We start from the raw sequence: 18901 nt of genomic DNA, 5'->3' as shown, positions 1-18901 counted from the left end.
TAAAATGTTGTCAAATAGCGTGATTAAACTATTAAATGATCAAATGAATTTGGAATTCTATTCTTCAAATTTATACTTACAAATGAGTGCATGGTGCGAACAAGAAGGCTTTGAAGGTGCGGCTAAATTTTTATCTGCTCACGCAGCTGAAGAAATGCAACACATGCGTAAATTATTTACTTATTTAAATGAAACAGGTGCGTTGGCAGTGATTAGTCAAATTGATGAGCCACCACATCAATTTACTTCATTAAAACAAGTACTTGAATTGACTTATCAACATGAAAAATTAATTACCAGTAAAATTAATGAGTTAGTAGGTAAAACTTTTGAAGAAAAAGACTACTCTGCATTTAACTTCTTACAATGGTATGTGGCGGAACAACACGAAGAAGAAAAATTGTTTAGTCGCATTCTTGATAAATTAAATCTGCTTGGTGAAGATGGTAAAGGTTTGTTCCTTGTAGATAAAGATTTAGCAGCATTAGCGACAGCAAGTAACTAATCTAATAAACATGAAAAGGCTAAGTTTTATGACTTAGCCTTTCTTTTTATAATCAATTTATTCATCTTGTTGAAAGTGCGGTTGATTTTAGCGACGTTTCTTGAGAGTTCGTTTCAGGTTGATGGTAAAAAGTGCGATAAAAGAATGCAATAAGCAATATTATCAACATGATAAGAATCTGAATTAAACGTTTTTTTGTAAGTTTTTCGGCTGCCATATTTCCTCGTATGTGTTTTATACTTCTTAAATTTACTATTTAGTGGTATTATTGAGTTAGATCAATTTTACACGATTTTTGGTGTTTTTTCTTTGAGTTTGGGGAACAGATGAAAATTCTAACGGCAGACACAAAATTAGGACGTCGGGTGCAATCCGGTGGCTGTGCTATTCATTGTCAAAACTGCAGTATTAGCCAGTTGTGCATTCCTTTTACACTCAATGAGCACGAGTTGGATCAGTTAGATAATATTATTGAGCGCAAAAAGCCAATTCAGAAATCTCAAGTTCTTTTCAAGGCAGGAGATGAGTTAAGCTCGCTCTATGCTATTCGTTCGGGCACGATTAAATCCTACACAATTAGTGAAACCGGTGAAGAGCAAATTACCTCGTTTCATTTACCCGGTGATTTGGTCGGTTTTGACGCTATTATGAATATGCAACATCCGAGTTTTGCTCAAGCCTTGGAAACAGCCATGGTGTGTGAAATTCCCTTTGATATTTTAGATGATTTATCCGGCAAAATGCCGAAATTACGCCAACAAATTATGCGTTTGATGAGTAATGAAATTAAAAGCGATCAGGAAATGATTTTGTTACTGTCTAAAATGAACGCTGAAGAGCGCTTGGCTGCCTTTATTTATAATCTCTCTCAACGTTATTCTGCTCGCGGTTTTTCCGCACGTGAATTTCGTTTAACCATGACTCGTGGTGATATTGGCAACTATCTTGGTTTGACGGTTGAAACCATCAGCCGCCTGTTAGGTCGTTTCCAAAAATTAGGTATTTTATCGGTTCAAGGCAAATACATTACGATTAATAATATGGCTGAATTGATCGAATTATCCGGCACCAATAAAACCAAAATCAAAATGGTTATCTAATTTTTTTTCCTATCACTAGTGCAGCAAAAAATGTTGCACTAGATCATCTTTTTAAAAACCGCGCCTTGTTATTTCATCAAATATGTTCTACCCTATTTGAGTAGCAATAATGGAGGTTGTGTATGAAATTCAATAATATACTGGTTGTTTTAAACCCGGAAAATGACAAACAATACGCTCTTGCCAGAGCTGTTCGATTAGCGAAAGAGCAAAAAAGTCCAAATCCCGTCAAAATTACCCTATTCTTTGCCATTTATGACTTATCTTATGAAATGTCAGCTCTACTTTCTTCAGAAGAGCGTGAAGAAATGCATCACAATGTGATTGAACAGCGCAAGCTGGCTATCCAGCCTTATATTGAAAAATACGCCTCTGACGGTATTGAATTTGCATCTACTGTGGTTTGGCATAGCAATGAAGCAGAAGCCATTACCACCGAAGTGGAAAATCACAACTACGATTTGGTTGTGAAGTACACTAATGCGGAAGAAAGCCTGAAATCCTTAATTGTCACCCCGGTGGATTGGCAAATTTTGCGTAAATGCCCTACTCCGATTTTGATGGTTAAAGATGGTGATTGGAAACATCAACGTCGTATTTTGGTTGCCGTGAATGTTTCTGATGATGAAAATGAGGCCCACAGCACATTTAATGACGAATTGGTTTCATTAAGTATGGATTTAGCCGATTCTTTAGATCGTGGCAATATTCATCTTGTCACAGCTTATCCACCAACACCGATTAATATGGCCATTGACTTACCGGAATTTAGTTCCGGCGAATATAGTAGCGGATTACGTGGACAGTATTTGTTGAATATGAAAGCGTTACGTCAAAAATATGGTATTGATGGCGATCATACACACGTTTTGGAAGGTTTCCCGGAAGATGTTATTCCCCAAGTGGCTGAAAAATTAGAAGCGGAATTGGTTATTCTTGGTACTATCGGTCGAACAGGTCTGTCAGCCGCCTTTTTAGGCAACACGGCAGAACATGTGATTAGCAAATTAAACTGCAATTTATTAGCGATTAAACCGTCGAAAAAGGACGATTAAGATAAACTTGCGGAGTAGTTAATATTTTTTATTGACTACTCCTTTTTTTTGCATTACTTTTTTTATCCTGCGAAATTACTTTTTACTTTAATTTTTAATTAATTACCCCCCAAGAAGGAAATAAAGGATGAAAAAATCATTGCTTATTACATTATTAGGATTAGCCGGTTTAGCACAGGCACATGAAGTTTGGGTTGTTGCTCCGGCACATATTGAGGCGAAAGACGTACTTAAAGCCGAGTTAGCATATGGCCATCATTTCCCTTATGCAGAGAAAATTGCGGATGATCGGTTACATTTTTTTGCTCCGCTTGAAGTAACTGATAAAAACGCTATGGTAACCGCACTGAAACAACAAGGCGAAAATTATCAATACACTTTGGAAAAACCGTTAGCAGAAGGTTCATATTGGGTAAGTGCTACTTATAAACCGACTTTTTGGTCGAAGAATGCAAAAGGTTGGAAACAAGAAAATATGCAAAAAATGACTGACGCGACTTATTGCGAACAAACTCAAATGTTCGGTAAAAGCTTGGTCACCGTGGGTGATAAAGCTGATTCAACGGTGTTTAAAGAAAAATTAGGTCAAGAATTAGAAATTGTGCCATTAAAAAGCCCTACCGAATTGAAGGAAGGGGAAATTTTCCCATTGCAAATTTTCTATAAAGGTAAACCATTGGCGGGTGAAACCGTCATTGCGACCGCAGATACCGTTGTTGTTAAAGACATTGAATCTGCAGAAGAACACCGTGAAGTCCAAGGTTTTTCCAGTAAGACCGATAAAGATGGCAAAGTGAATTTTCTACCGTTAATTGAAGGGTTATGGAAAGTAAAAGTCGTACATAAAACTGAATTTAGCGATCCAAAAGTGTGCCAACATTCAGCCAGCTATGCCACATTGGTTTTACCTGTCGGGGAAAAACGCGCGCAATATACGCCACATGAACATCACCACCATCATTAATGGAAAAACAAAAAACACCAATAACGGTGGTTTTTTATAAGAAAAGTGCGGTCAAAAATTCATTTGTTTTTTTGACCGCACTTTATTTACTTCTTACGTTCTACCCATTTGCCATCTACAAAATCCACAATCCATTTGGTCGCTTTGCCATTTTTTTCGGAAGTCACATATTGGCGTTTTTCCTTGCGACTAAAACGAATAATTGCTTCATTGCCTTCCGGGTCGGTTTGTGGAGCTTCGGCTAAATAGCTTAATTTTTCCGGTAAACGATCACGATATAAGGCCAATTCAGCAACTTTTGGTGCTCGGGTTTCACGAGATTTCGGGAAATTATGGGCGGACATAAACACACCACCCGCGCCATCGCGCAACACAAAATACGCGTCTGACTTTTCACATCTCAATTCAGGGAAATGAATCGGCTCTTCTTTCGGTGGAGCGACTTCACCGTTTCTCAAAATCTTTCGGGTGTTGTCACATTGCGTACAAGCCATGTACTTACCGAAACGACCTAGTTTCAAATGCATATCGCCACCGCATTTATCGCACTCAACAATCGGACCGTCGTAACCTTTAATTTTGAATTTGCCTTCTTCAATTAAATACCCGTCACAATTCGGATTGTTGCCGCAAATATGTAATTTGCGATGTGGATCAATAATATAGCTGTCCATTGCAGTACTGCATTTAGGACAACGTTTCCGCTCCATTAATGCTTTGGTTTCGGAAGCATCATCCAGCACGTTTAATAATTCCGCTTCAGGAATCAAGTTAATGGTGGTTTTACAACGTTCTTTCGGAGGTAAAGAATATCCGGTACAGCCTAAAAATACGCCGGTACTGGCGGTTCTAATCGCCATATTGCGACTACAAGTCGGGCAATGAATATCCGTCGGCACCAAGCTATTTGGGCGCATACCGCCTTCTAATTCATCTAATTCTGCTTTGCTTAATTGTTTAGAGAAATCTTTGAAGAATTGATTTAATTCTGTTTTCCAGTCTTTTGTGCCGGATGCAATTTGATCCAACACGTCTTCCATATTCGCGGTAAAATCATAATTCATTAAATCGGCGAAAGATTGATTTAAACGATCAGTGACAATTTCCCCCATTTTTTCTGCATAGAAACGACGATTTTCAGTACGTACATAACCGCGTTCTTGAATGGTGGAAATAATTGCCGCATAAGTAGAAGGTCGTCCGATACCACGTTTTTCAAGTTCTTTAACCAACGCTGCTTCAGAAAAACGTGCCGGCGGTTTGGTGAAATATTGTTGCGGTTCCACCGTCAATAAATTCAGCGTGGTATTTACCGCTACATCCGGAAGTGCCTGATCTTCAGGTGATTTTCCTGGTTGTGGCAATACTTTCGTCCAACCGTCAAAGCGTAAAATACGCCCCTTCGCAGTTAAGGTGTAATCCCCTGCCCTTACCGTTAAGGTGGTGCTGTCATATTGTGCTGCCGGCATTTGACAGGCAACAAATTGACGCCAAATCAGGTCATATAAACGCTCGGCATCTTTTTCCATGCCGACCAAATCATGCGAACCGATATGAATATCCGATGGGCGAATCGCTTCGTGTGCTTCTTGCGCATTTTCTTTGCTGGAATAGAAATTCGGTTTGGCCGGCAAATAAGGTGCGCCATAATGTTTTTCAATATAACCGCGCACCATATTTAATGCATCTTGACTCAAATTGGTGGAGTCGGTACGCATATAAGTAATGTAACCCGCCTCATATAAACGCTGCGCCAACATCATGGTTTTCTTCACGCCAAAGCCCAAACGGGTGCTGGCAGTTTGCTGTAAGGTTGAGGTGATAAATGGCGCGCGGGCTTTAGAACTGGTGGGTTTGGTTTCCAAATCGGAAATGACATAATCAGATTTAGTTAAAAAATCCACCGCACTTTGTGCTTGTTCGGCATTTTTTGGCTCAAATTTTTTGCCTTTAAATTGCACCACATCCAAACGAATTTGTTCATGTTTCGCCGTGTCGGTTAAAACGGAAACTTCCCAGTATTCTTGTGGCACAAAGGCTTTAATTTCCCGTTCACGCTCAACAATCAATTTCACCGCAACAGACTGGACGCGTCCTGCTGACAAGCCACGTGCTACTTTTTTCCAAAGCAATGGCGACACCATAAACCCTACCACACGATCTAAAAAACGACGGGTTTGTTGAGCGTTAACGCGATCCATATTCAACGGTTCGGGGTGTTCAAAGGCCTGTTTAATGGCGTTTTTAGTGATTTCATTAAATACTACGCGGCTAAAGCGTTCGTTATCACCGCCAATTACTTCACGTAAATGCCAGGCGATAGCTTCCCCTTCTCTATCCAAGTCGGTTGCGAGGTAAATGTGATCGGCTTTTTTAGCGAGAGATTTTAATTCGGCAACAACTTTTTCTTTGCCGGGTAAGATTTGATAATTGGCTTTCCAACTGTGATAAGGGTCAACGCCCATACGTTTGACTAAGGCGTCTTGTTCTTTCTTTTGTTTAAGCGCCTGTTTTTCTTCTAAACTCAACCCTTTCGTTGAGATTGGCTTGGCTTTTTCACCATTGCCGGAACCCACTGTCGGCAAGTCACGAATATGCCCGATGCTGGATTTCACCACATAATTGCTTCCTAAATATTTATTAATGGTTTTCGCCTTTGCCGGCGACTCCACAATAACCAAGGATTTACTCATTATTATTACCTAATTCTGTTTAATTTATGTAAAATTGCCCGCTATATTGCTAACTATCTTTAGTCAGGTCAACTACTTTTTTCCAAAAGGCACAATAAATGGATAAACTCAATGCAATTTCAATTTTTTGTAAAGTGATCGAAACACAAAGTTTTACTCAAGCGGCCGCGTTACAAAATATCTCTGTTGCCATGGCAAGCAAACTGGTATCACAACTCGAAGAACACCTAAAAACCAGATTGTTACAACGTACCACCCGTAAAATTGTGCCTACCGAAGCAGGCAGTATCTATTATCAACGCTGCCAACCTATTTTACTGGAGTTAGAAGACGCCGATTCCAGTATCAGCAACCTTTCTACTTCCTTACAAGGTCATTTAACGGTGTCCGTACCGCGGGATTTCGGCTTGCGTTTTATTACCCCAAACCTCGCCTCTTTTATTAGATCCCATCCGAATTTACACATAGATATTGAGTTTAATGACCGCATTATCGATCTGGTGAGTGAAGGATTTGATTTAGCTTTACGTATCGGTTATTTGCAAGATAGCTCTCTGGTTGCCCGAAAAGTGGCCACTTCTTCCATGCATTTTGTGGCGTCTCCAGAGTATCTTGCCAAGCATGGTACCCCGCAAACACCGGAAGATTTAGAACACCATGATTGTTTATTGTATAAATCCTCTGGCAACCAAATTTATTGGGAGTCTGATAAGTATAATAAAACTCAACGAGTTAAAATGCGCTCCAAATTGACGTGTAACAACGGATTAACGTTAGCTGCCTTATGTACGGAGGGCTTAGGTATTATCAATTCTCCCCGCTTTTTTATAGAAGAAGAATTAGCGTCAGGCAAATTGGTTGAAGTTCTTGCAGACTATCGTCAGCAAAGTTTAGATCTCCATGTGGTTTACCCGAACCGTCGCCATCTCGCGGCCAAAGTCACAGCGTTCATTGATTTTATTCATCAACTGAATTTATGCCGAACAACGCCTTAAAGTGCGGTCAAAAAAAATGACATTTTTAATAACCTTGTTTAACTTTATTAGGCAAGGTTATTTTTTAGGTCTAATACAAACGGAATGTTAGGAGGTAATGGTGCTAATTTGCCCAACTCCAACCAAGTAGATGGAAAATGAAAGTCTGACCCTACGGAACCGGCCAATTGATTGTCTTCGGCGATTTTCACCAACAATTGAAATTGGTCACGGCTTTGCCCGCAACCTGAAATCTCCATAGCGTCGCCGCCCCAGGCTTTAAAACTTTCCACTAATTTACGCACCCACTTGGTGGTCATGGTATAACGCAAGGGATGAGCCAACACGGCAATGCCGCCTGCCGCATGAATAATCTCGATAGCACTTGGAATATCAATCCACTGCGGTTTGACGTATGCAGATTTGCCTTGTCCCAAATAACGCTTAAAGGCTTGATTATCACTAGATACTTTACCAATTTGAACCAAATGGCGGGCATAATGGGCACGTGTCACTTCGCCATCACCGGCTAATTGTTTAGCTTCCAAATAGGCATTTACCACACCAGCCTTCGCTAATTTAGCCCCTATTTCCTGCGCACGAATATCCCGCAAACGCGCTTGTTCTGCCAAAAGTGCGGTCATTTTTTCATGTAAAATATCAAAACCCAATCCCACAATATGAATGGAACGATTTTCCCAAAGGGTAGATAACTCCACACCATTAATAAGCTGAATGCCTAACAAATCAGCTTGTTTACGCGCTTCAGACACACCTGCTACCGTATCATGATCTGTTAACGCTAATACATTTACGCCTTTTTCATAAGCGCGTAGCACTACCTCCTTTGGTGATAACACGCCGTCAGAAGCCGTGCTGTGGCAATGTAAATCGTATTTTGTCATGTGTTAACCTGCGATTCTGTTCTAATTTCATGATTATTTTCTTTAACAATAACCGCTTGATGATTATTGATTGGAAATAAATTGTATGTGGATTGATAAGCACGAATGGTTTCCATTGCACTTTCTTCAAAAGGAAATTCACCATAATGTGGCACAATGGCAAAATTAACGAGATTGAATGAAGAATAATCAGTCAATGCTGAAGCAACCATCTTATCATCCATAATTTGACTGTATTTAATATCACCAGCAGTAATCATTGCTCCTGCAGATTCACCGATATACACCATTCCTTCTGAAATTCGTAAGTTAATCAGCTCAAGTAAATTTTTTTTCTTTAATTCTTGTAACAGATAAAACGTATTGCCACCTGAAATATACAGACATGGTGTTTGTTTTATTTTTTCCTTGATAATCACTTCAGACGTATTGGCAATATCTAAAATATCTACGGAGAATCCTAATGTCCGAAACAAATATTTCGCTTCATCAATATAGTCTACATAATGCTCTACATTGCCGGCAGTTGGGATAAATAATACCTGCTTGGCTAATGTTTGTTCTTGTATAAAATTTCTAAACAGATTTTCCACACCTGCAAAATAAGAAGTTAAAAATAAGGTTTTCATCTAGTTAGTCTCTTATTTAATTCCTTGAACCAATTCTTTAACTAATCTCGGCCCATGATAAATTATGCCCGAATACACTTGTAAAAGCTCTGTACCGGCTTGGATTTTTTCTTGTGCATTTTGTATGCCGTCAATACCGCCGCTACCAATGATTGGGATTTGTCCTTTTAGTTCTAGGTGTAATCGTTTAATGATTTCCGTACTTTTATGTTGTAACGGTTTTCCGCTTAATCCGCCCTGCTGTTCGGCATTTTTTAAATGTGTGACGTTGTCGCGAGAAATCGTTGTATTAGTGGCAATGACACCATCCATTTTGTGACGAACTAAAGTATCGGCAATTTGCACCAACTCAGCTTCCGTTAAATCCGGTGCGATTTTCACTGCAATCGGCACATACTTATTATATTGTTCGGCCAATACGGCTTGACGGGCTTTGATGCTTTGCAATAAATCGTCAAAATAATCGCCGTATTGTAATTGGCGTAAGTCAGGCGTATTTGGCGAAGAGATATTGACGGTAATATAGTCTGCATAGTTATAGGCTTTATTAAGACAGAAAAGATAATCATCCTTACCTTTTTCTAATGGGGTAACTTTATTTTTACCGATATTAATTCCAATCACGCCGTCATAGCGGGCATTTTTGACATTTTCAATGAGATGATCAATGCCATAATTATTAAAACCGTTGCGATTAATGATGCCTTCAGCTTCAACCAAACGGAACTGGCGTGGTTTGGCGTTGCCATCTTGTGCTAGTGGTGTCACTGTTCCTACTTCAATAAAGCCAAATCCCATAGCGCCGAAACCGTCGATAGCCTCTCCGTTTTTGTCTGCGCCGGCTGCTAACCCGATAGGATTTTTAAATTCAATGCCCATTACTGTTTTAGGTGTGCCTTGTGGGCAAGCGAATAATTGTTTTAACAATGTGCGTATCGGTGCGAATTTGGCCAGCCCAAGGGTTTTAATAGCCAAATCATGGGCGATTTCGGGTTCAAGGGAAAAAATCCCTTTACGAATGAAAGAATACATACTCGTTTATCTCTCCGGATAGTTAACTGTGAATGAATAGAAAAAGTGCGGTTAAATTTGACCGCACTTTTTTTGTTACTGTAATGCTTTCTCGATTTTCTCAAACAAATCACGAGACAAATCTTCCATTTCACTGATGCGTTCTAACGCCCGTTTCATGAGTGTTTGACGTTGATTATCATAGCGGGCAAAACGGATTAGCGGCTCAATTAAACGGGAAGCCACTTGCGGGTTGCTCTTGTTCAGTTTAATCAAAATATCCGTTAGGAAACGGTAGCCGGAACCATCAATGGCATGGAAGGCTTTCAAGTTCTGACCGGCGAATGTTCCCACCAAAGCACGTAAGCGATTCGGATTATTAAAGTTAAAACTTGGGTGATCCATAAGCTGCATCACGTTTTGCAATACGTTTTCTTCCGGACGAGTAGCTTGTAATGCAAACCATTTGTCCATCACCAAGCCGTCATGTTGCCATTTTTCTTCAAAATCTGCCAACAAATTATCCTGGCAAGCCAATTTGGCTTGTGTCGCAGAAGTTAAGGCGGCAAGGGTATCCGTCATATTGTTAGAATAGGTGTAATGTTTATTCACCAAGTTATTGCCAATATTGGTATAAGCCAAATAGCTTAAACATACATTACGCAGCTTGCGTAAGGCAATGTCTTCCCGATTGATTTTATATTCATCCAAGCGAATGGCGTTATAGGTTTTTAACAATAATTCTTGCAAACTGTCGGCGATGGCATCTGCCATAAATTCACGCACAGCACTGATTGCATCGGGGTCGATGGTTTTAAATAACTCGGCGAACTCCGTCGTTTTCGGTAACGTGAGAATTAAACTGGTGAGCTCAATATCTTTTTGATAGTTATCTAATAATTGATATAACACCGCTGCGGTTTCAGCCGATAAATCCAATGGTTGACCTTGTTGATAGTTGGTTACGTTACGGCGTAATTCGGCGGCCAGTAACATTTGTACCGCATCCCAGCGAATAAAACCATTTTCGGAATATTTTAACAGCGTAATCAGTTGGTTAGAGGTGTAATCATAATCCAATTTGACCGGTGCGGAAAAATCACATAACAAGGCCGGTACCGGTTTGTTATAAATATTATGGAACTCAAAGGTTTGGTCTTTCTGTGTAATATTTAACACATTGCCCACTACACCTTCCGAATCATACAGGGTTTGCGCCACGCCTTTTTCATCATATAACGCGATTTTCAACGGAATGTGTAAATTCACTTTTTCCATTTGATCGGCGGTAGGCGGTGTTAATTGTGAAATGTGCAACTGATAGACGTGATTTTTTTCGTCATAACGATCACTAATCGTCAATTCCGGCGTACCGGATTGACTATACCAACGGCGGAATTGCGTTAAATCCAAATCGTTGGCACGCTCCATGGCAGAAACGAAATCTTCACAGGTAGCCGCTTTGCCATCGTTTTCCGCAATGTATAATTTCATACCTTTTTGGAAACCGTTTTCGCCTAATAACGTATGGAGCATACGAATGACTTCTGCGCCTTTTTCATACACGGTAACGGTGTAGAAATTATTCATTTCAATGACTTTTTCCGGGCGAATCGGGTGTGACATCGGACCAGCGTCTTCAGCAAACTGTACGGTACGCAAGAACTTCACATTATTAATGCGATTTACTGCACGAGATCCCGTATCAGAAGAAAATTCCTGATCGCGGAAAACCGTTAATCCTTCTTTTAAACTTAATTGGAACCAATCACGGCAAGTTACACGGTTGCCTGTCCAGTTATGGAAATATTCGTGAGCAATGACGCTTTCAATAGCCAAATAATCATCATCGGTCGCTGTTTGTGGATTTGCTAAAACATATTTATCGTTAAAAATATTCAGCCCTTTATTTTCCATCGCGCCCATGTTGAAGAAATCCACGGCGACAATCATATAAATATCTAGATCATATTCCAAATCAAAGCGCTCTTCGTCCCATTTCATGGCATTTTTCAGACTTTGCATCGCCCAGTCGGCACGATTTAAATTGCCACGATTGACATACAATTCCAATGCGACTTCACGGCCGCTTTTGGTAATGAATTTATCTTTCAGAACATCAAAGTCGCCAGCTACTAAGGCAAACAAATAGCTTGGTTTCGGAAACGGATCATTCCACTCTATCCAATGACGCCCATCTTCCAAATCTCCACTATTAATGCGATTGCCGTTAGAAAGCAAAAACGGATATTTGGCTTTATCGGCGGTAATTTTCGTGGTGTAACGCGCTAATACATCTGGGCGGTCTAACATATAGGTAATTTGACGAAAACCTTCTGCTTCGCATTGCGTACAAAAGGCTTCTCCCGATTGATACAACCCTTGCAATGATGTATTCGCGGCCGGATTTAAAATTGTCGTTACTTCCAATTCAAACTGATTGGCATCGATCTGAGCTAAATCTAACGTCAAACTTTCATGATCTTGTTGATATTGAGTAAAGGGTTTTCCGTTTAATTTAATAGCGGAAAATTGGAAATCGCGTCCATCTAAACGTAATGTCGTGCTGTTTTGGTTAAGACGTTGATATTGACTTTTGGCGACTACAATGGTCTTTTCCGGCTCTAATTGGAAATCAAGGTGAATATCGGTGACGGTGAAATCGGGGCTTTGATAATCTTTTCTGTATTTGGCTTTAGCGTACATAAAACGACCTAATTCTAAGGGCTAAAAATTGCCGTTAAGGATATGATTTTCTGCCCTAAGTTGCAAATAGATTTTCTTCTGCAAAATTATCGCAAACGATTGCGCATTATGCTATTCTAGCGCCACTTTTTCTATCTAAATAATGAGGAAATCATGCCTTCAACTTCTCCCAAAATCGCTATTGTCATGGGGTCTAAAAGTGACTGGGCAACTATGCAGGAAGCCACGCAAATCCTAGATCAATTACATGTTTCTTACCATGTTGAAATCGTTTCTGCCCACCGTACGCCGGATAAACTCTTCCAATTTGCCGAAAATGCTCAACAACAAGGTTATGAAGTGATTATTGCCGGCGCCGGCGGTGCTGCCCATTTGCCGGGCATGATTGCCGCCAAAACCATCGTGCCCGTGCTTGGCGTTCCGGTGAAAAGCTCAATTTTAAGTGGTGTCGATAGCCTCTATTCTATCGTGCAAATGCCAAAAGGGATTCCTGTAGGCACACTTGCTATTGGTTCCGCAGGAGCGGCAAATGCAGGCTTATTGGCCGCGCAAATTTTGGCCATGAATAATGTAGAATTAGCGCAACGCCTACAGCAATTCAGACAAGAACAAACCCAAAGCGTGTTGGATAACCCTGATCCACGCATTTAAAAACACCTAAATTTTTCACCGCACTTGCCGTGTTTTTAAAGGTAGGTACAAAGTGCGGTCAGTTTTTTCGGTATTTTCACATGATAGCGCTCGTCTCCTGACGTGTGCTTATGAAAGAGTAAGAAGAAAAAATACGCGTTGAGAGACGCGTGCCAGCACACAACAATTGAGAATTCTATGCAAAAATCCGCTCTCTACCCGACTATTTACGTCCTTGGCAACGGACAGCTCGGCAGAATGTTACGCTATGCCGGTGCGCCTTTAGATATTCATGTTAAACCTTTGCCTTTTGACGCGCCGGTATTTGAATTGTCACCCAATGACATTATTACCGCTGAAATCGAACGTTGGGAACAAACCCCACTCACCACGCTTCTTGGTAATCACGCCAACTTTGTTAATCAAAAAGTGTTTGCACAATTAGCTGATCGCTTAAGCCAAAAATCCTTATTAGATAAATTACACCTTCCGACTTCGCCTTGGTGTCTGCTAAAAGAACCATCACAATGGGCAGAGGTATTTCAGCATATTGGTGAGAAAGTTGTTGTTAAACGTCGCATGGGTGGTTATGACGGCCGTGGACAATGGATTGTCACAAATGAAAGCAAAGACCAAATTACCGACGAGTTATTTGGGGAAACCATTGCGGAAAAATTCATTCCCTTTGATTACGAAGTCTCTTTAGTTGGCGCCCGTTTCCGTAACGGTGATACCCGTTTTTATCCGGTCACTCACAATTTACAGCAAAATGGCATATTACGTTACAGTGTCATGGATGTCACTTTTCCACAACAAAGCGCACAGCAACAGCAAGCTGAAATGATGTTAAGCAAAATCATGAATGAACTGAACTATGTGGGCGTGATGGCGATGGAATGTTTTGTGGTGGGCGATCAGCTTTTAATTAATGAGCTTGCGCCACGCGTACACAACAGCGGCCACTGGACACAACTGGGCTGTTCTGTTAATCAATTTGAATTGCATTTGCGTGCGTTGTTGGATTTACCGACGCCGCAATTAAAGGTCTCTGCGCCAAGCGTGATGGTGAATTTGATCGGCACCGCGCATAACCTACAATGGCTAAATACGCCATTTGCACAATTGCACTGGTATGGCAAAGAAGTTCGACCGGGGCGTAAAGTGGGACACATTAACCTTTCGCATACGGATAAACAGGTGATTATCGACCAATTAGATAAATTAGCTACCGAATTGCCGGAAGATTATCAATCCGGTTTGCAATGGGCAAAAAATAAATTGCGCTAAATGGTGGACGACAGCTTGTCAAACGTCCGTCATGGCAGTATAAATAAACAGATTTTTACACAACATCACAACAACATCATGAGGATTATTCTATGTTTGAAAATATTGTCGCCGCACCGGCCGACCCGATTTTAGGTTTAGGGGAAGCTTTTAAATCCGAAACCCGTAGTAACAAGATTAATTTAGGCATCGGCGTATATAAAGACGCCAAAGGCAATACCCCGATTGTTAAAGCGGTAAAAGAAGCGGAAAGACGCCTATTAGAACAAGAAAATACCAAAAACTATTTGCCGATTGATGGTGTTGCCGATTTCAACGCACGCACCAAAGAATTATTGTTCGGCGCCAATTCTGACATTGTGAAAAACAATCGTGCAAGAACCGTACAAAGTTTGGGTGGCACCGGTGCGCTCCGCATTGCCGCAGAGTTCGTTAAACGCCAAACTAACAGCCAAAATGTGTGGATCAGCACACCAACGTGGCCAAACCACAATGCGATTTTCAAAGCGGTGGGCATCAACATCCGTGAATATCGTTACTATGATGCAGAACGCAAGGCCTTAGATTGGGACAACTTAATTGCGGATTTAAGTCAAGCCGGTGAAGGCGATTTAGTTTTACTTCACGGTTGCTGCCACAACCCGACCGGTATCGACCCAACACCGGAACAATGGGACAAACTGGCTGAAATGTCCGCACAAAAAGGTTGGTTGCCATTATTCGACTTCGCTTACCAAGGCTTTGCCCACGGTTTAGAAGAAGATGCTTACGGCTTACGCGCCTTCGCGAAAAATCACAAAGAACTTTTAGTGGCAAGCTCCTTCTCTAAAAACTTCGGTTTATACAACGAACGCGTTGGCGCATTCACGGTGGTGGCAGAAAATTCCGATATCGCCGCGACTGCATTAACCCAAGTGAAAGTCATTATTCGTACCCTCTACTCTAACCCGTCTTCTCACGGGGCAAGTACCGTGGCATTAGTGTTGAATGATACGAAATTACGTCAAGAATGGGAAAATGAGTTAGCCGAAATGCGCGACCGAATCAAAAAAATGCGTCACCGTTTTGTCGAGTTACTTAAAGAATACGGCGCACAACAAGATTTTGGCTTTATCATTAACCAAAATGGCATGTTCTCTTTTAGCGGTTTAACTGCAGAACAAGTAGATCGTTTGAAAGAAGAATTTGCGATTTATGCCGTGCGTTCAGGGCGTATCAACGTTGCCGGCATCACTGAAGACAACATTCGTTATCTATGCGAAAGCATTGTTAAAGTGTTGTAATTTTTGACCGCACTTAAAAAGAAAACGGCATCGAAATAGATGCCGTTTTTGTTTTCTAAAAAACAATGTTAAAACTGACCGCACTTTTTATCTATTAAAAACAAAAGTGCGGTCAGTTTTCCAAGTATTTTTGACTTCCCTACTTATTTTCGCTATATAAAATAAATTACAAAGATATATATAGTTTCATATATAATGAAACACATCGAAAACCAACCGCACTTTCCCAATGAATAAAAACACACTGATTTTTATCTTACTTATTTTATTGCTTTTCGGGCTTGCTTTGTTTTCTTTGTCATGGGGGCGCTTTGCCATTCCTGTTGAAAATGTGATTCAAACGTTACTAGGCAATAATAGCAATGATGTGCAAAACAACATCATTTTCAACCTCCGATTACCTCGCATTCTTGCCGCCATTTTAGTAGGCTCTGCGCTTGCGGTGGCAGGCGCAACGTTTCAGGGGATTTTCCGCAATCCGTTGGTGTCGCCCGATTTACTGGGCGTTTCCGGCGGTGCTTGTGTTGGTGCGGCTGTTGCCATTTTATTAGGTTTGGGATTGTTTGTTATTCAAGGTTTGGCGTTTATAGGCGGATTGATTGCGGTGCTAATGACCGTGAGTTTGCCTAAATTGGTACGCCGTGATTCTACGATTGTTCTTGTGTTGTCGGGCATTATCATTGCTGGGTTTATGATGGCTTGCCTTGGCTTAATTAAATATCTTGCCGATCCGGAAACCCAACTTGCCGATATCGTGTATTGGCAAATGGGGAGTTTGACCAAAGTGGATTACAAAAATCTGAGCCTGCTTTCACCGATGATTTTGCTGACTACCGGCGCGTTATTAATGATGCGTTGGCGCATTAATGTGTTGTCATTAGGTGATAGGGAGGCGAAATTGATCGGCGCCAACATTCGTTTGGAACGTAACCTGATGGTGATTTTTGCCACTTTGCTTACCGCCTCTGCGGTCTGTTTAAGTGGTACGATTGGTTGGATTGGTCTCATTATTCCGCATTTGGCGCGTATGTTTATTGGCGACAATAACCTTCGCACCCTACCGCTTTCCGCGCTGATCGGCGCCATTTTCTTATTGGTTATCGACACCTTGGCCCGCAACTTATATACCCAAGAAATTCCGCTTGGCATTCTCACAGGCTTTATTGGCGCGCCGTTCTTTGCTTGGGTATTAGTAAAACAAAAAGTCGCGGAATAAGGAGCTGATATGTTAAAAATCAACCAACTTTATTTTCAACATCAACGTCATGTTCCGCTTTTAAACGGTATTGATTTAATCCTCCAAAAAGGCGAATTGATGACTATTCTTGGTGCCAACGGACGCGGAAAATCAACGTTACTGAACTGTATTGCAGGGTTGCTTACACCACAACGGGGCGAAATTTATTTAAATAATGCGGAAATCAAAACGTTTTCCGGTAGGCAAATCGCCCGCCAAGTAGCTTATGTATCGCAACATTCACCGCAAACGTATCAATACAAGGTGTTGGATTATGTAGTATTGGGGCGTGCCGCGCATCTAGGCTTATTCGGCAAACCGAGCGAAGAAGATTATCACTTGGCAGAACAAGCGTTAGCGCAACTGGGTATTAGTCATTTTGCCGACAAAATTTATATGCAAATGAGCGGCGGCGAAAAGCAATTAGTGAATTTAGCTAAAATTCTAGTGCAACAGCCACAACTGATTTTGTTTGATGAGCCGACGTCTGCCCTAGATTACGGCAATGTATTTAAAACCTTGAGCCTGATTAAGAATTTATCCCATCAGCAATTTTCCATCATTATGACCACTCATAATCCCGATCACCCGATGCTTTTGCATGATGTGATCACGAACAGCAAAGTGGCCATTTTGAATACCCAAGGAAAATTGCACTGTGGTTTAACCCAAGACATTCTCACGGAAGATAATCTGCGAGAACTTTATCAAACGGATTTGCGTTTAATTGACGTATCTGAATTACGGCGTAAAATCTGTGCTATCACGCATATTTAAGAGGACATATTTATGACCCTGAAAAAAACTTCCCTAAAATTATTCACAAGTTTGCATACAAACTTGTTCACCCCTATCGGGGCCGTTGGCAAAGCCAACGTTCAAAAAACAGTGTTTTTTGTAACCGCACTTTTTGCTGCTACTATGTTGGCATTTTCCGCACAGGCGAAAATGATTACCGATGTGGAAGGAAACCAAGTGGAACTCGCTGATCGCGTGGAACGCGTCGCCGATCTTTGGCATGCCAATAACCAAATTGTGTTGTTATTAGGTGGTGCCGACAAATTAGTCGCAACGACCACTGCCATTGCGGCGAATCCTTGGTTCAGAGAAGTCTATCCAAATATTAAAAAAGTGCCGGTGTTAACCAACGGCGAAACTATTCAAGTGGAAGAATTGTTATCACAAAAGCCGGATGCCGTGTTGTTGTCGAAAAAATCTATGTTAAATGAAGTTAAGAAAGCCGGTTTAAAAGGCGTACACGTGAGTTTTCAAGATTTTGAGGGCTTAAAGAAAACTGTGCGCATCACTGCTGAGGTTTTAGGAGACAAAGCGCCTAAAGTAGCGAAAAGTTACATCAAAGAACTAGAAGGTAATATTCGATTTGTAGAATCACGTATTAAGGACGTGAAGGAAAAACAACGTCCGACCGTATTGCACATCACTAACGGCTCTGATTTACTTAAGATTGACGGCGGAAAATCTATGATCGGAGAATGGATTAGAATGGCAGGCGGAAAAAGCGTGTTACCGGACGAAGCCAATATGGTCACTGTCACTATGGAATCCATTGTGCAAGCCAACCCAGATGTGATTATCATCGGCAGCAGCGGCAATAAATCCCAAGCTGCCATTGAGAAAATCAAAGCGGATCCGAGTTGGCAGTCTATCAGTGCGGTGAAAAATAATCGCATTTATGCCAACCCGACCGGTACTTTCCCATGGGATCGTTACAGCGCAGAAGAAGCGTTACAAATTTTGTGGGCCGCACAATTATTCCACCCGGAACGCTTTGCTGATGTGGATATGGTTACTAAAACACAGGAGTTTTATAAAAAGTATTACGGTTATGCGTTAAGTAAAGAAAATGCTGAGCAAATCTTAAAAGGGCTATCACCTCTTAAGTAGTATCTGTTTTTATTGTC

Annotated in this window: 16 protein-coding genes; 11 read left to right on the top strand and 5 right to left on the bottom strand. The window is 41.0% G+C overall.

Features of this window, described 5'->3' with window-relative positions; translation table 11 throughout:
* Positions 1-4: 4 nt before the first annotated feature.
* The 4 genes from ftnA to DK428_RS00830 all read left to right on the top strand — a co-directional run bounded on the left by ftnA (position 5) and on the right by DK428_RS00830 (position 3624).
* Positions 5-505, top strand: a complete 501-nt coding sequence (gene ftnA, locus DK428_RS00845) for a non-heme ferritin (protein WP_109064060.1) — start codon at positions 5-7, stop codon at positions 503-505.
* Positions 506-831: 326 nt separating this feature from the next.
* Positions 832-1605: an FNR family transcription factor gene (locus DK428_RS00840; RefSeq protein WP_109064059.1), complete on the top strand. Its 774-nt coding sequence runs from the start codon at positions 832-834 to the stop codon at positions 1603-1605.
* Between the two features lie 122 nt (positions 1606-1727).
* Entirely contained in the window at positions 1728-2660 is a 933-nt protein-coding gene (uspE, locus tag DK428_RS00835) for a universal stress protein UspE (RefSeq protein ID WP_109064058.1), read from the top strand.
* Positions 2661-2787: 127 nt separating this feature from the next.
* A complete protein-coding gene (locus DK428_RS00830) occupies positions 2788-3624 on the top strand; it encodes a DUF4198 domain-containing protein (RefSeq protein WP_109064057.1) in 837 nt (278 codons plus the stop codon).
* Between the two features lie 86 nt (positions 3625-3710).
* Here the strand turns inward: DK428_RS00830 and topA are convergent, their stop codons facing one another.
* A complete protein-coding gene (topA, locus tag DK428_RS00825) occupies positions 3711-6317 on the bottom strand; it encodes a type I DNA topoisomerase (RefSeq protein ID WP_109064056.1) in 2607 nt (868 codons plus the stop codon).
* A gap of 98 nt (positions 6318-6415) precedes the next feature.
* Between topA and DK428_RS00820 the strand changes: the two genes are divergently transcribed.
* Positions 6416-7312 (top strand): LysR family transcriptional regulator, encoded by an 897-nt coding sequence (locus tag DK428_RS00820; protein WP_109064055.1) that lies wholly within the window; start codon positions 6416-6418, stop codon positions 7310-7312.
* A gap of 47 nt (positions 7313-7359) precedes the next feature.
* Here the strand turns inward: DK428_RS00820 and DK428_RS00815 are convergent, their stop codons facing one another.
* The 4 genes from DK428_RS00815 to pepN all read right to left on the bottom strand — a co-directional run bounded on the left by DK428_RS00815 (position 7360) and on the right by pepN (position 12542).
* Positions 7360-8196 (bottom strand): PHP domain-containing protein, encoded by an 837-nt coding sequence (locus tag DK428_RS00815; protein WP_109064054.1) that lies wholly within the window; start codon positions 8194-8196, stop codon positions 7360-7362.
* Positions 8193-8825, bottom strand: coding sequence for a Type 1 glutamine amidotransferase-like domain-containing protein (locus tag DK428_RS00810; RefSeq protein WP_109089996.1), 633 nt, complete (start codon positions 8823-8825; stop codon positions 8193-8195). Before DK428_RS00810 ends, DK428_RS00815 begins: the two co-directional genes overlap by 4 nt.
* A gap of 12 nt (positions 8826-8837) precedes the next feature.
* Positions 8838-9857 carry a quinone-dependent dihydroorotate dehydrogenase gene (gene pyrD / locus DK428_RS00805; RefSeq protein WP_109064052.1) on the bottom strand — a complete coding sequence of 340 codons (1020 nt, stop codon included), beginning with the start codon at positions 9855-9857 and terminating at the stop codon, positions 8838-8840.
* Between the two features lie 75 nt (positions 9858-9932).
* Positions 9933-12542, bottom strand: a complete 2610-nt coding sequence (gene pepN, locus DK428_RS00800; protein ID WP_109064051.1) for an aminopeptidase N — start codon at positions 12540-12542, stop codon at positions 9933-9935.
* 153 nt (positions 12543-12695) lie between these two features.
* Between pepN and purE the strand changes: the two genes are divergently transcribed.
* The 6 genes from purE to DK428_RS00770 all read left to right on the top strand — a co-directional run bounded on the left by purE (position 12696) and on the right by DK428_RS00770 (position 18884).
* The gene (purE, locus tag DK428_RS00795) at positions 12696-13193 is read left to right on the top strand and encodes a 5-(carboxyamino)imidazole ribonucleotide mutase (RefSeq protein ID WP_109064050.1); all 498 of its coding nucleotides are present in this window, start codon (positions 12696-12698) and stop codon (positions 13191-13193) included.
* A 177-nt stretch (positions 13194-13370) separates the two neighbouring features.
* Positions 13371-14459, top strand: coding sequence for a 5-(carboxyamino)imidazole ribonucleotide synthase (purK, locus tag DK428_RS00790; protein WP_109064049.1), 1089 nt, complete (start codon positions 13371-13373; stop codon positions 14457-14459).
* Positions 14460-14551: 92 nt separating this feature from the next.
* The gene (locus DK428_RS00785; protein ID WP_109064048.1) at positions 14552-15742 is read left to right on the top strand and encodes an amino acid aminotransferase; all 1191 of its coding nucleotides are present in this window, start codon (positions 14552-14554) and stop codon (positions 15740-15742) included.
* 229 nt (positions 15743-15971) lie between these two features.
* Positions 15972-16958 carry a FecCD family ABC transporter permease gene (locus DK428_RS00780; protein WP_109064047.1) on the top strand — a complete coding sequence of 329 codons (987 nt, stop codon included), beginning with the start codon at positions 15972-15974 and terminating at the stop codon, positions 16956-16958.
* A 9-nt stretch (positions 16959-16967) separates the two neighbouring features.
* Entirely contained in the window at positions 16968-17756 is a 789-nt protein-coding gene (locus tag DK428_RS00775; protein WP_109064046.1) for an ABC transporter ATP-binding protein, read from the top strand.
* A 144-nt stretch (positions 17757-17900) separates the two neighbouring features.
* Positions 17901-18884, top strand: coding sequence for an ABC transporter substrate-binding protein (locus DK428_RS00770; RefSeq protein WP_109064135.1), 984 nt, complete (start codon positions 17901-17903; stop codon positions 18882-18884).
* Positions 18885-18901: the final 17 nt, after the last annotated feature.

This window comes from Aggregatibacter kilianii (genome assembly GCF_003130255.1).
Lineage (GTDB): Bacteria > Pseudomonadota > Gammaproteobacteria > Enterobacterales > Pasteurellaceae > Aggregatibacter > Aggregatibacter kilianii.
This window is presented reverse-complemented; position numbering and strand designations above follow the sequence as displayed.